Below are 13,470 nucleotides of genomic sequence, written 5' to 3'. Positions count from 1 at the left end.
TCCGGAAGTTCAGGACTGGAGCGGGTTTGCGGGAGGAGAGGGGGCTGGCAGGGGGAGCCGTGCTGATGAGCTGGTTGGCCCGTTATATATCATCGCGTGATGTATTGCAGTGCAGGCTGCGCGTTCGTGGTGCAGTGCATCGTCCGGGTGCGCTCTCTGTCGTGGTGCATCCGGTCAGCGGGGCTGGAAGGCGATGATGCCCATTCCGGCCAGCGCGACGGCCATGCCTGCCCAGTCCCAGGCCGATGGACGTACGCCGTCCACGCCCCACAGCCAGAGCATGGCCACGGCAATGTAGACGCCGCCGTAGGCCGCATAGACCCGGCCGGAGGCGGCCTCATGCAAGCTCAGCAGCCAGGCGAACAGCGCCAGGCTCAGGGCGGCGGGCAAGAGCAGCCAGGCCGAACGGTCCTGCCGGAGCCAGAGATAGGGCAAGTAGCAGCCGACGATTTCGGCCAGCGCAGTGCAGAGGTAGAGCAGCAGGGTCTTCATGGGGCAGATCAGGGCCAGAGCGGTGCTCAGTCTTCTTCGCGGGCGCTGATGTCGGCGCGTTCGTCATCGCTCTTGCGCATCCATTGGCGGTGCAGGAACTGCTCCAGCGGCCGGCCGATGACGAAGAGGATCAGGATCAGGCCGGTCGCCATCAGCGCCACCTGCCACCAGCCCGCGCCGCAGACGATGCCCACGGCGGCGGTGACCCAGATCGAGGCGGCCGTGGTCAGGCCGCGCACCTTCTCGGTCCGTTGTTCATGGATGATCACGCCCGCACCCAGGAAACCAATGCCGGTGATGACGCCCTGGATGGCGCGGCTGACGGCGTCACGGTTGTGGTCTTCTGCGCCGAACGCAAAATTCATCGCCGCCATCGTCACCAGCGCCGACCCCAGCGCCACCAGACCCAGCGTCTTCATCCCGGTCGGCTTGCCGCGCAGGTTGCGGTCGATGCTGATGGCGCAACCGATGAGCATGGCAAAGAGCAGGCGGTAAAAGATTTCCAGGTAATCGGTCATGGTGGCGTCAGGCAGCAGATGGGCAGCAGCTTGGCTGCACAGCGGGTTGAGATGAGCCGGGATTGTAACTGGTAAGCTCGACTATCTCTTTGACTTGGCCACGCGGACGTAAAAAAGCCCCGCCAGTATCAGCGGGGCAAATCAGGCATGGCGGGAGGAATGGGAGGCTACGCCATACCGCGCTCAAGCTTCACGCAAAACTCTCAAGGATGTCGGGCAGACGCATCAGCTGCCGCCGCCGGCGCCACCAGCACCACCGGCTCCGCCAGCACCTGAGCCGCCTGCGCCAGCACCGCCAGCTCCCGCGCCACCTGCACCACCGGTGCCCGTACCGCTGCCATTACCGGCGCCGCTGCCGCTACCGCTGCCACCACCGCCCGGCGAGGTGCCCATCGGGCCGTCCTTCATCTCGGTCGCATTCGGGTTATTCCCCGAGCGCGACTTGCTGTGGCTCTTGTCGGACTTGTCATGGTTGCGCATGCTCTTGCCCGACGAGCTGCTGCCGGAACCGCCGGTGCCCGCGCCCGGTGTGGTGGTCGAGCCAGTTGCGCCGGTAGCGCCGGTTCCCGCAGAGCCGGAACCGCCAGCTGCGCCAGAGCCCGAGTTCTGGGCGATGGCGCCCGTGCTGAACGCGGCCACCACCAGAGCGGCGCCGAGGAATTTCAGGGTCGGTTTGGACATGCTTATCTCCTTGTATGGGTATGACGTCTGGGCGTCCCGCGATTGCGAGACGTTGCAGCCATAGTAGGTGCTGGCGGCAAGGCCCACAGTCGGACGTCGCTTCAAACGCATGTCGGTGTATTTCGTACCCGGATGACGGCGCATGTTGTTGAGCCTGGCCGACCTTCGTCAGACAAGGCTTACTGCAGGGTCTGTCGCAACTGGCTGGGACTGAGCCCGAAATGCTGGCGGAAGCGCACCGCGAAGCGCGACGGCGAGTCATAGCCGCAACGGGCGGCGATGTCGGCAATCGACAGCGACGAGGCCTGCAACTGTTCCAGCGCCTGGCCCAGTTGCACCTTGTCGAGCAGTTCGCGGAACCCGGTCTGCTCGCGCACCAGCCTTCGGCGCAGCGTGGAGACGCTGCAATGCAGGCTGGCGGCGATCTGCTCCAGGCTGCGATGTTCAGGCGGCAGCATCAGCAGTTGCTGTTCGATGCGATGACTGAGAGCGTCACTGCGATCCCGCAGCAGCGCCGCACCCGCGCCGTGCAGGCTCAGGGCCAACAGCAAGCCTTCGGCGGCCTGGCACTGCAGCTCCGACGGTGCGTCTTCCTGCATGCAGGCTTGCAGATGCCGCCAGGCGCGCAGCGTATCGGGCGCCAGCGCCGTCGTCGAGACCGCCGGCGGCGCTGAGGCCAGGCTGCCCTGGCCGGGGTAGTGCAGCCGGAAGCGCTCGATCAGCGAAGCCGGCAGCGAGACCATGTCGGCGGCGTACTCGCCGTTTCTGGGCAGGTTGGCGACGTTGAGTTGCGTTCCGGGTGCAATGAGCAGCAGGCCTTCCGGCCCGCAGTGCAGATTGCGGTGATGCCATTGCAGGCGCTTCTTGCCCTGGCGCACGTGGCAGATGCTGGCCAGGCCGATGAAGACCTGGCGCAGCTGCTGTTCTTCACGGCAGCGGATGCGCGAGAGGATAGGGCGTACGTCTTGGCTGGTCGTGAGCGCGGGCAGGAGTGTGCTGTTACTTGACATTGGGTTTCTGGCGTCCGTAGACGGCGGTCAGCTTGGCCGTAGCGAGTGCCTGGGCATTCAGATAGAAGCCGAGCATAGCACCGCTGGCCTGCGCATCCAGCGGAAGTGTTTCGGTTTTCAGGGCCCAAACGACAAACTGGTAGCGATGCGGCTTGTCGCCTTCGGGCGGACAGGCGCCGCCGAAGCCACTGCTGCCGAAGTCGGTGCGTCCCTGGATGCTGCCCTGGGGCAGGCCCTTGCCTGGCGCAGTGGCGCCGGCCGGCAGCGAGCGCACGCTGGCGGGAATATTGAAGACGGTCCAGTGCCACCAGCCGCTGCCGGTCGGCGCGTCCGGATCGTAGACGGTGATGGCGAAGCTCTTGGTATCGGCGGGCGCGCCCGACCAGGACAGTTGCGGCGACTTGTTCAGACCGACGCAGCCGAAGCCATTGAAGACCTGCGCAATCGACAGGGACTGGCCCTCAGCGATGTCGCTGCTGGTGAGGGTGAATTCGGCAGCCTGTGCGGGCAGGGTCAGTGCCGAAAAGGTCAGGGCGGCAGCGGCCAGGGTGGGGCGGATCATGGTCATGGAAGTCCTCGGTGAGCGTTGAAACAAGGGGTTGAAAGCGCTCATCTTAGGGAATGGGAACGAGGGGTGTGGTGCAGAAAACGTCAGGCTTGGTGCGGATAAGTTCAAGCTGCAGGTACATGCTCCTGTGACAGTTTACGACGTGGTGACGTGGATTGGCTGCCTCGGCGTACACACGTGCATGCGTTATTCGGCGCAATTTCCTGCCGGATGCTATGTCGTTCGAACTCTGACGAGTTTGTCTTCGAACCATGTTTGATTATGTGCGCTGAATCGGGTTTGGCAGGCGGAAGGCATTCTTCGACTTTATATTTAGCTCGCTGTTTGATCACTATCACTCTATGCGACGTTTCTGGGGCGGCGTGAGTGCGGGGCCTCCTGCGCCGACTCCTGGAGCAGGGACGTACCGATTTATATTCGATCGACTATCCGTGGTTGCCGGAGCCGAAGAATTAAATCCTGAAATAGCTTGGGTCTTTTGATTGTTATAAATGATTTCGAAATTTCCGGTAATTCAACTATCTAACTGAGGTGAGCAAGATGAGGCTGCGTAAGGTATTACCTGTGTTGCTAATTGCAACTGCTCTGCTGAGTCCGAGCGTGATTGTTGCAGCAGAAAAAACATTGACGCCTCAGCAGATCGAGGCCAAACGAAAGTGTCCGACTGGTCCGTATGACCGCTGTGGTGAGCTGGTGGGAGCCTACCCAAAATTTAAGAATGACCCGCCTGCGAGCCGCATCATCGGTGGCCGAACGTATTTAATTCCGGCGGACTTTTTTCAAAGCCTTGACCCAACCGGGCAAGGAAATCAATTGACGGCATACTGGATTCCCCTTGCTCACAAGGTGGATGGGAGTGAAATTGCCGGTACCTTGTTCGCTCGGGAAAGTATGAAATACGGAATGATTTGGCCGTTCGGGGTAAGAATTTCATTAAAAACTAATCCCAAGAAAGTTAAAAATCCTAGTACCTATACGAATTGCGCCCCAATCGAAATAGCAAATGAAAAAATCCCGGCCAAGATGTACTTCGACATGACGGCCTATAGAGATCGATCGAAAGACTACCTTATGGATACTTGCTATGTATCTGATGATCCGCGCTATGAATACTTCCCAGGTGTACCGGTGACTTATAAAGTTTCCTACCCGTATAGTCAGCGTAATGGATGGAAGGGGACGCCGCATGAGGAGAGGGCTGTTGGTGGTTTTGCCATCCACGATGACAAGGTGTATGTCGAGTATATGTTTCAGTCCGCCATGTTCCCTTATTGGAAAGAGATTCATGAAAGCGTTTTGGCTCTCATTAAATCTTGGGAGAAATAGGAAGGGCTATATAAACTTGTGGAGCTAATTTCGGGGCCGTCGATCATGGATGTATGGGGTAAATGCATGATTGAGTTGGCACAGTAAATGCCGATAATTGAGGTTCTTTATATTTTGAAGATTTATATAAATGTCAAAATTGAATATATATATTTTGTGGAAATTAATCTCAATTTCTAAATATATAAATTGGATCCTATTTGTTAAGTTATCACTTGCTTGTGGTTTTGCGCTTGCTGGACCGATTTCAGCCGGGGCAAGTATTCGACAGGAAAAATGTACTTCTGAGGTACAGGAGAGAAATATGAGGGAATATGAATCGCTGCAGTTGGGTGGCGGTGCGATTGGATTGCTAAAAAAACTTCGAGAAATTCACGAAAAATTTTTTATGCTATTTCCAAGTTTTATAAGCGATGAAAATATAAATAATATGTTTGGCAATGGCGAGATTGTACGAATTGATGTTCAAGATGATTCGGTTACTGCAAAAAAGATGTTGTCAAAAGACGTTAGTGATTCGTTGGCTGTTAATTTTATTTTTTGGTCCGCTAGCCGCTTTGAGAAAGGGCGGATAATTAAAAATGGCTGGATTAATATTTCTGCCAATTCTAGAGAAAATGATTACAAATCATATTTTGTGGAGAAATATTTGGTCCCCAATGTCTTGGGGAAAGATCTCTTGAGGGAGCAGGTTCTTAACTCTCTCGATATACATGCTCATGCTAGCTATCATAAAAGATTGTAATGACCCAGCGAAACCTGCTCAAGTTATGCGGCTAAAGCAAACGCCTCAGCCGGTGTCTTCATGCCCAGCGCCTGATGCGGCCGGCGGTGGTTATAGAAGCCGATCCAGTCACCAATGATGCGACTGGCGTGCTGCAATGTTTCGAAGCGATGTCGATGAGCGCATTGCTCCTTTAGGGTTCTGATGACGCGTTCGACCATGCCATTCTGCTGTGGGCAATGCGGCGTGATGAACTCTTGCTGAAGCCCGTAACTGCGGACCAACGCGGTGTAACTACGGCTGGTGAACACCAAGCCGTTATCTGAGCGCAGCAAGAACGGCGCCGTCACGCGACCCAGTGAGCCATAACGCGCGATCAGCGCTTGCTCCAAGGCCGACTCTGCCGTCTTCGACTTGCCCGAACGCGACAGATGCCAGCCCAGTAATTCCCGCGTGTGGCAATCAATCACCAAGGCTAGCACCGCCCAGCCATCTCGCCCTGTCCAGATCCGACACAGATCGGTTGCCCAGCGCTGGTCTGGTCCTGTGGCTACCGACGGCAAGGCCTTCACCCTGGGCCGGAAACCAATAGGACGCTTCTTGACCTGCCAACCTTTGATCTGGAAGATCCTCTGCACCGTGTTCTTATTGAACCCGAGCAGGCCAGCCACCGTGCGATAGCCGAAGGACGGCTCTTCCAGGATCATCTTGCGAATGGGTTCGGCAAAGCGCTCCTGCACCTTGGGCTCAGCCTTCACCGGCTTGTAGTAAGCGCTGCGCCTGGCAATCCCAAACCACGCGCATATCTTGCTGACAGCCACATCGAAACCGTCTTGTTTGAGTCCCTGGCGGATGGTCTCGATTACTTGTCTTCCTCGCCCAACAGGGACGCCAATTTTTTTCTGGCGCGCAGCTCCAGCATGGCTTCTCCGTAGGCTTCCTGCAGCTCCTTGAGTTGCCGCTCGTACTGTTCTCTCACATCCAGCGGCTTGGCGCGCAGGGCGTTCTCCATCCCTTTGCGGCCTTCATCGACCCATTCTTCGATCTCGGATGGCGGGATATCAAACGACCGGCTAGCCTCGGCTACCGTCGTCTTTCCCTGGATGATTTCCATCACCAGCGCCGCTTTGCGCTTGGCTGTCCAACGTTTGAATTCTTCTTCCATGACCTTGCTCATTTTGATTCCCTTTTAGGATTATCTACTGAGCAGGTTTTTAGTGGGTCATTACATATCATCCTGAAAGAATAAGTAGAGAAAATAGTTGCTCTAACTTGCCAGCTGGCTTATTGTCGGTCCCACCTGAATTTTTTCCCCTGGAGGATCTATGGCAAATAGCGAATTAGCAAAACTGTTGGCACAGCAAGAAGAATTGGCGCAGAAAATTGAAGAAGCACGGGCCAAGGAAAGGGAGCCCATCATCGAGCAGATCAAGGCCTTGATTGCGCTTCACGATATCACGCTCAAGGAACTGGGTTTCAAGGCGAAATCCGGCAAGGCGACCAAGGTGACTGCCGGGAAAGCCACGCTGCCCGCGCTGTATCAGAATGAGGATGGCCTGACCTGGAGTGGTCGTGGCCGTATCCCATTGTGGCTCAAGGACAAGAATGGCGAAGTCAGCGAACGCCTGAAGAAGAAATACCTGATCAGCCAGGATCAGGAACAGCAATAAGAGAAATATGCAGACATAAGCAGAAATAAGCAGAAATAAAGAACGGGAAGGGAGAGATGGGACATTCTTGTTTCTTCCCGTTCTGATCCAGAGCCAGATTGGCGCTTGTTTCCTCGTTTTCTGCATGGGATATTCCCATCGGTCCATCAGCTGATAGCAATTGACACTGATTTACATCGGTTATCATCAGTCAGCATTAGTTAATATCAGTTAATGAATTGTGCATCTTTTTAATTAATCCCGATCATTCCTGTTTTTATCTGCGGCGGATATGTCAGCAGATTGGAGCGTGAAAAGACCCCCCAGGGATTGGCACACTCATCTGCTCTATCCGATTGAGGATGAAAACTCCACGGACCTGACATGAGCCTGATTGATCATCTCGACCATCTCGTACTGACTTCGGTCAACCCCGATGCCACGACCCACTTCTATGTGGAAGTGCTGGGCATGACGCTGGAAACCTTCGGGCAAGGGCGCATCGCCTTTCGCTTCGGCAACCAGAAAATCAATCTTCATGTGCGCGGCCAGGAATTCGAGCCGAAAGCGCATCTGCCTGTCCCCGGCGCGCTGGACCTGTGCTTCATGGCGTGCGTGCCATTGGAGAAGGTGATCGCTCGCCTGGAAGAAATGAACTGGCCCATCATTGAAGGGCCTGTTCTGCGGACCGGGGCGACGCAGAAGATCCGGTCGGTTTATGTGCGCGATCCGGATTTGAATCTGATTGAGATTTCAGAACCGGTAAATTAAGTCAGGAAAACGCGCTCCGTTATTGGCATTGACAATGCAGACCTGGAATGACCTCAAGCGTGGTCACAATGAGCGTGACCGATACGCGGTGTGCCCGCCACCCGAAATGCTTACGCAACTCGGCGCGGAGCAGATGCCCGTGCTTAAGAACGGGCCAAGCCAGTTTCTGAACGCCGTACCGTGCAGCTTTATTCAAAGAGGCGGGAAAGCTCTCTATCGAGAGAGCGGAGGCTTTATGCGAGAAGCTTCTCACCAAAGGCTGGCTATTCAGACGTGAACAGCTCATAGGTGGTACTTGCAAAGCAAAGTTGAGCAAGCGCTACTTTGGTGTCCGAGCGAAAAGAGAGAGGAGTGCTGGCCGCGACTTAGCCTTGTCCGCGACTCATTGCAGCAACTGATCTAACGTAGCGATGTTGAACGCTTCAACGGCGGTCGCCACTACTCTCGCTGAAGAATCGCTGCCTGGAATTTTGAAGAAGCGGTTCGCCGGCCTGGATGCGAAGCCACGCCTGCGTGTACTCAGCAAGTCCTTGGCTAGTCTCGCGCTGCTCGACGCCTTTGATGACTATTCGGGCACCCTTGAAAGCATCAATTTGGATGGCCGGCCGCGCAGCTTGGGATTGAATAAACGTTCACAGCTCACGTAAAAATTGTTTACGTCGACGACGGCGAATGCCGGGCTCACACCATTCTCCGGACCATGCCAACCACTCCCCCAAATACCTCCAGGATCTCCCCTTCGTTGATGTGGATGGTGGGGAATTATGGATTTTCGGGGTGCAGTTCGTAGATTGAGCCATTCGAAAAAAAAGCCTCTTAATCGTGAATTCATCGTTCTCGATGGCTACAACGATATGGCCGTTCTTTGGGGGGGGGGCGGTGAACGACTACTTTGTCTCCGTGAAATATCCCAGCTAATTTCAATTACCAACCGACAACATCAAATATGAAGGTGCAGGCTACTCGCCCGATGAGACAGCGGTTCAAGTCAAGTTTTTCGGCGGTGTAGTCGGCAGCAGGTGACGGAAAGCCGGCCGGCAATTTCTGAGGAATGCAGAGGGCCAAACCAAAGCTTCTTGGGCCAATTCGGAAATGGGTATTGGCCCGAAGGACAGTGCTGCGCCGTATGGTGGCGGGGTAGGTCATGCAAGCCATTCGAGTCCAAATATACTGTATAAAAACACAGCATATCTGAACCAATTTCATTTATTTGGAAATCCTGGACGGACCTCCGCTGGTTTTCAACGGTGAGAAATGATAATAAACTTAAGCTATTGAATTTAGGTTTAACTACTTGTACTATTATTTATGTGTTCAAGTAATTGGAGCTCTTATGGCAACCCAAGATTCTTTTCCGTACCGCGAATTCGGTGAGCTTTTGGCAAAGTTAAGAGCCGCCGCAGGTTATGCAAAGCAGCAGGAATTAGCCGCCATATTGGGCGTGAAGCAGCAGACGGTTAGTCGTTGGGAGAAGGGGCAGGGGCGGCCGCGAGCAACGGAAATATCGCGGCTAGAGCGTGTCGTAGGTGCAAAAGATGGAGAACTCGCACAGGCCGCGGGTTTCCATGAGATGGCTGTTGAGCCACAGAGAGAAACCTCGACGTCTTTCGATAAACCGCTCCCCCTGTCGGCATTGACGCCTGACACCTTCGAACTCTTCTGCACGGCATTTCTGGACCGCCTCTATAAGCCTATGGGGGGGAATGTCCATCGCTACGGGAGCACGGGGCACAAGCAGCATGGCATCGATATTGTTGCGGATGGTCCGTTCGGAATTCATTCCTTTCAATGCAAACGGGTTATCGAGTTTGGGCCTCAAAAAGTGCATCTGGCGGTAGCGACACAGACTTTTGTTGCTGACCTTAAAGTGCTTTTGTTATCGAGTGTGGCGAGTACGAGTGCCCGGGATGCAATGGCGGCTCATGCAACTTGGCAAATGTGGGACCGAGAAGACATTACGAGGAAGTTTCATGAGCTTCCTTTATGTGACCGGCTGGACCTAGTAGACCGCTTTTTCCATGGCCAGAGATTTGATTTACTCGGTGAAGAAGAGCCGGGTCCGATACAAGATGAAGATAGATTCTTCGCGCAATTCTTAGTCCAAGAGCGCTTCTTTAATCACGCTTGGTCGTTGGTTGGCCGTGAAGATGAGGTTAAGCAGTTGGTCGATTCATTGGGCGACGAAAAAAAGTCACTTACTTACCTGATGGGAAATCCGGGGGCCGGGAAAACACGCTTGCTGCGCGAAATTGCTCGTCAGTATGCGAAAGGGACAATTCGCATGCGATTTGTTTCACCAACTGAGGAGGTAAAAGCTCACCATTTGGATGGGCTCCGCGATAGAGGTGGCGCTGTCAACGTTTTAGTAATTGATGATGCTCATGACCGCGAAGATATGGGCTCCATGTTGCAGTATGCCGCTGACCCCCGAAACAACACGAGGTTGCTGGTGGCTCTGCGCCCGTATGGAGAAGCAAGTCTGGTTAATCAAGCTGCCGGCTTTAGCCTGACTGACTCATTGGTCACACGTGTCGAAATGAAGCCTCAAACCAAGGAGCAGGCGAGAAAATTAGCCGAGTCAATATTGGCAGAAAGCGGTGCAGCACTGGATGCGGCGGCTGAAATCGCGGAGGCGACTTATACCACGCCGCTCGTGACGGTGTTGGCGGCGCAGCTGGTGGCTAAGGATGCAATCTCTCTTCAACTGCTCGGGAATAGTGATGAATTCCGTAAATATGTGCTGTCACGGCTGCAAGATGTCATTACAGCGAAACTCGTGCCTAAGCATGAAGAAGGTAAGCTCAGAGCGGTCTTGCGAGTTACGGCACTGCTTCAGCCAGTGATTCCTGATGACCCCAATTTGCTCAAGATTCTCGCTGACGTCGAGGGGGTAAGTGACTCAGACTCCAAGCGATTGATGATACTTCTAGGTCAAGCAGGTGTTTTGTTCAAAAGAGGTATTCGCTCTCGACTGGCTCCAGACCTTCTGGCTGATGAAATTATTCGTTCAAATTACCTGCAACCGAATGGTGTTGCTGACGAGGGCATCGGGGCCATCTTTGATATTGCGAACACGGACCATCTACGAAATCTTCTTGTCAACTTGGCTCGCCTGGATTGGCGCTTGCGAGAAGGGAAAACCGACGACAGCGTCGTTATGAGTAGTCTCGAGCAGCGGCTGATGTGGCACGGCGACTACGTAAACAGGCATGTGCAAGCGGTCGAGGCAATGGCCTACTATCAACCAAGATTCGCTCTGAATTTTGCCAAACGGCTTATCAATGACGGCCATGGCGATGATTCACACGTATGCAATATCGTCCGTAATGCCTCTTTCACTTATGACCATGTTGAAGAAGGCTGCAGCCTGCTATGGAAGGCGGGCCGTAATGACGGTCGAGCTATGCACCAGCAACCGGGGCATGCCATCCGGATTTTGAAAGAGATGGCAAAGTTTCAGTTGAATAAGCCAGTGGATTATGTGCAGAAGGTGGTGTCCTTCGCATTGACGCTTCTTGAACGACCGGCTGCGCTCACCTCATTGCATACGCCATTTGAAATACTTTTGGGGCCACTGGAGACTGAATTTGAGTCGACGCGCTACACCAGGGGCTCGATGGAAATAACTCGTTATAGAGTGGCATTGGGGCGTGTTAAAGAGGTGAGAAACCAGGTAACAAACGCACTGTTGAAATATTTGAGGCAAGGGAACAGTCGACTGGCATTTCTGGCTGCACAGACGTGGCAAGCTGCGTTAAGCGGAGCGCTGCCAGGAGATGTGAGTGCGGATGAATGGGCAGGGGAACACGCGAATCATCTGAAGGAAATCGGTACGATTGTCGACGAGGTCTATTTGTCTCCGGTGGTACTGGTGCGGCTTGCCCAGTCATTGAGGTGGCATGCATACCATGGCAAGCCCGAAACCGCGTCGCTGGCCAAGCCTATTCTGGATGTGCTCGAGCGAGACCTCCGGACGCGTATGACCCGAGCATTAATTGATGGATGGGGTACTGAAACTTCGAAAACGGAGCAGTACCTTGGTCAGCCCGATTTCGACAAAGCTCGGAGGGAGCTATGCACTGAAATCATGGCAGCGTTCCCTGATGTCTCCGCGCTTTATGGCGAAATTGATTCGTGCTTGGCCGAAATGGAGAGTCTGGGGCCTGGTTACGGAGCACCATTCATTTTCGTTGGATATTTGCTTGATGCATCTCCGGCGTTAGCTACGGAGGTCCTCATTCGTAACGTCAATGGTAGCGCTGGCAACATGGAGAAGTATGTTGCGAAGGCTTTGAGCGTGGTTGTGAGCGCAGGTGACCCAAAGCTGGTTCAGAAGTATGTTGAGCGTTCAATGCAATCAGAAAAGGAGTTGAAGCAACTGACGGAGGCATACGCTGGTTACCAGCCTTCTACCCCATATCGGCCAGACGAAATTGAGCTCTTTGAGCGGATATTTGCGTCTAAGGATGAGTCGGTTCTGTTTGCATCGGCATCATTGTTGCGCCAGATTGCCGTCACCAACCCAGTATTAGCAATGAAACTAGCTTGCAGTGCGGATTTCAATTTGTACCCTCACGTTACACATGAATATTTCATGTGGATTGCAGGCGCCAGTGTAATTCCACCTGAAATCGTAGAAAGCAATCGCGAACGCCTTCTGCAAAAACTTGAGGGTCTAAAGGAATTGGAAGACTACTGGGTGAGGGCATTTTTGGCTCAGTCGGTCGAGAAAAATCCCCGTGCGGTCGTAAACCTGGTCAAAGCCCGGATGATTGAGTGTGCTCGCCAAGGAACGTGGAGGTTTACACCGCTATACAAAGAATATGGCGGCGCGAGCGAGGGAATTGGCTTTGACAAAATTGAGTCGGGGGCACAGTATTTAACTGAATTTTTGGACTGGGTGCTGCTCAACGCGAAAGAGGAAGGGAGTTTGCACAGAGTTGGTGGAGTTGTCGCCGGCATGTGGGGGAGCTACGACGCCGAACTCCTTAAGGCGCTAATTGCATGGATGGAGCAGGGGGCGCTGGACCGAGCTATCATTGTTGCCATGATTGTGCGAGAGGCTCAAAATTCCTTCGTTTATGCATTCCCTGAATTAATTCGGACTTTGTTCAATGTGGCCGAACGCATAGATGACGAAGCAGTTGAAGAAATTCGGGCCGCAGTCGTAGCTGCTACAGGGGGAGGGGTGCGGCATGGCACACCAGGAGAACCATTTCCGGAGGATGTGAAGCTTGAGAAATATAGCCAAGAAATGCTTAAGACCTTAAGCCGGGCTGAGCCTACATATGACCTATATGACAGTTTGCTGAATAGCGCGCGTCGCAATATGTCGATGGATAAGAGAACGCGAATATTTGACGATGATGATGAATAACGATGGATGCACTTGGTTCGGAGCAAAGTGGAAATGCTCCATTCCAGCGCGGTTCACCTTTCCGTCGAAAAGTGTAGTTCTGAAAATTGACCGGAAAAGAAAAATTTCGCCATCGTAATGGCGTACCTTCATAGGCGCGAGCGCGCCTATGAAGGTATTGCGCTCCCAGAACCTGCTTCAATGCGAAGGCTCCAAGCGCTTTAATCGCTTCGAAACTCAGCTCAATGCCTTTCTTCTGGGCCGTATCCTTTATGGCATTCCACACTGTGGCCGAGCGAATCGTGTCTAGGAGGTCATGTCCCTCCATCGTGAGGTGAGGGCTTGACCTGCCCCCAAGATTAGCAACAAGAGTGA

At 54.0% G+C, this 13,470-nt stretch carries 14 protein-coding genes; 6 read left to right on the top strand and 8 right to left on the bottom strand.

Annotation, left to right across the window (positions count from 1 at the left end; genetic code table 11):
- Nucleotides 1-174: 174 nt before the first annotated feature.
- The 5 genes from BGK68_RS21735 to BGK68_RS21715 all read right to left on the bottom strand — a co-directional run bounded on the left by BGK68_RS21735 (nucleotide 175) and on the right by BGK68_RS21715 (nucleotide 3,269).
- Nucleotides 175-501, bottom strand: coding sequence for a YnfA family protein (locus BGK68_RS21735; protein ID WP_198937302.1), 327 nt, complete (start codon nucleotides 499-501; stop codon nucleotides 175-177).
- Between the two features lie 17 nt (nucleotides 502-518).
- The gene (locus BGK68_RS21730) at nucleotides 519-1,010 is read right to left on the bottom strand and encodes an MgtC/SapB family protein (protein WP_075258783.1); all 492 of its coding nucleotides are present in this window, start codon (nucleotides 1,008-1,010) and stop codon (nucleotides 519-521) included.
- A gap of 225 nt (nucleotides 1,011-1,235) precedes the next feature.
- Nucleotides 1,236-1,691: a hypothetical protein gene (locus tag BGK68_RS21725; RefSeq protein ID WP_075258782.1), complete on the bottom strand. Its 456-nt coding sequence runs from the start codon at nucleotides 1,689-1,691 to the stop codon at nucleotides 1,236-1,238.
- Between the two features lie 179 nt (nucleotides 1,692-1,870).
- Nucleotides 1,871-2,701 (bottom strand): helix-turn-helix transcriptional regulator, encoded by an 831-nt coding sequence (locus BGK68_RS21720; RefSeq protein ID WP_075258781.1) that lies wholly within the window; start codon nucleotides 2,699-2,701, stop codon nucleotides 1,871-1,873.
- The gene (locus tag BGK68_RS21715) at nucleotides 2,691-3,269 is read right to left on the bottom strand and encodes a kinase inhibitor (RefSeq protein WP_083657868.1); all 579 of its coding nucleotides are present in this window, start codon (nucleotides 3,267-3,269) and stop codon (nucleotides 2,691-2,693) included. Before BGK68_RS21715 ends, BGK68_RS21720 begins: the two co-directional genes overlap by 11 nt.
- A 540-nt stretch (nucleotides 3,270-3,809) precedes the next feature.
- On the opposite strand from BGK68_RS21715, the gene BGK68_RS21710 reads away from it, so the two are divergent.
- The gene (locus BGK68_RS21710) at nucleotides 3,810-4,595 is read left to right on the top strand and encodes a hypothetical protein (protein ID WP_143433136.1); all 786 of its coding nucleotides are present in this window, start codon (nucleotides 3,810-3,812) and stop codon (nucleotides 4,593-4,595) included.
- A gap of 130 nt (nucleotides 4,596-4,725) precedes the next feature.
- Nucleotides 4,726-5,340, top strand: coding sequence for a hypothetical protein (locus tag BGK68_RS21705; RefSeq protein WP_143433135.1), 615 nt, complete (start codon nucleotides 4,726-4,728; stop codon nucleotides 5,338-5,340).
- Between the two features lie 23 nt (nucleotides 5,341-5,363).
- Here the strand turns inward: BGK68_RS21705 and BGK68_RS21700 are convergent, their stop codons facing one another.
- Nucleotides 5,364-6,140 (bottom strand): IS3 family transposase, encoded by a 777-nt coding sequence (locus BGK68_RS21700; RefSeq protein ID WP_075255802.1) that lies wholly within the window; start codon nucleotides 6,138-6,140, stop codon nucleotides 5,364-5,366.
- A gap of 41 nt (nucleotides 6,141-6,181) precedes the next feature.
- On the bottom strand, nucleotides 6,182-6,496 hold the full coding sequence (locus BGK68_RS21695) for a transposase (protein ID WP_017455550.1): 315 nt from the start codon (nucleotides 6,494-6,496) through the stop codon (nucleotides 6,182-6,184).
- Nucleotides 6,497-6,644: 148 nt separating this feature from the next.
- Here BGK68_RS21695 and BGK68_RS21690 point away from each other — a divergent pair, with 148 nt between their 5' ends.
- The 4 genes from BGK68_RS21690 (at nucleotide 6,645) to BGK68_RS21665 (ending at nucleotide 13,116) form a co-directional block, all read left to right on the top strand.
- Nucleotides 6,645-6,989 (top strand): H-NS histone family protein, encoded by a 345-nt coding sequence (locus BGK68_RS21690; protein ID WP_075258778.1) that lies wholly within the window; start codon nucleotides 6,645-6,647, stop codon nucleotides 6,987-6,989.
- Nucleotides 6,990-7,352: 363 nt separating this feature from the next.
- Nucleotides 7,353-7,739 (top strand): VOC family protein, encoded by a 387-nt coding sequence (locus tag BGK68_RS21685; RefSeq protein ID WP_075258777.1) that lies wholly within the window; start codon nucleotides 7,353-7,355, stop codon nucleotides 7,737-7,739.
- A 410-nt stretch (nucleotides 7,740-8,149) separates the two neighbouring features.
- Nucleotides 8,150-8,386 carry a hypothetical protein gene (locus tag BGK68_RS28085; RefSeq protein WP_075258775.1) on the top strand — a complete coding sequence of 79 codons (237 nt, stop codon included), beginning with the start codon at nucleotides 8,150-8,152 and terminating at the stop codon, nucleotides 8,384-8,386.
- A gap of 686 nt (nucleotides 8,387-9,072) precedes the next feature.
- Nucleotides 9,073-13,116, top strand: coding sequence for a helix-turn-helix domain-containing protein (locus BGK68_RS21665; protein WP_075258774.1), 4,044 nt, complete (start codon nucleotides 9,073-9,075; stop codon nucleotides 13,114-13,116).
- On the opposite strand, the gene BGK68_RS21660 is transcribed toward BGK68_RS21665, so the two are convergent.
- Complete coding sequence (locus BGK68_RS21660) at nucleotides 13,022-13,423, bottom strand: DUF2513 domain-containing protein (RefSeq protein ID WP_075258773.1); 402 nt, start codon at nucleotides 13,421-13,423, stop codon at nucleotides 13,022-13,024. The two genes, BGK68_RS21665 and BGK68_RS21660, sit on opposite strands and share 95 nt — an antisense overlap.
- Nucleotides 13,424-13,470 lie beyond the last annotated feature (47 nt).

This window comes from Herbaspirillum camelliae, assembly GCF_001929405.1.
In the GTDB taxonomy this organism is placed as follows: Bacteria; Pseudomonadota; Gammaproteobacteria; order Burkholderiales; family Burkholderiaceae_D; genus Herbaspirillum; species Herbaspirillum seropedicae.
This window is presented reverse-complemented; position numbering and strand designations above follow the sequence as displayed.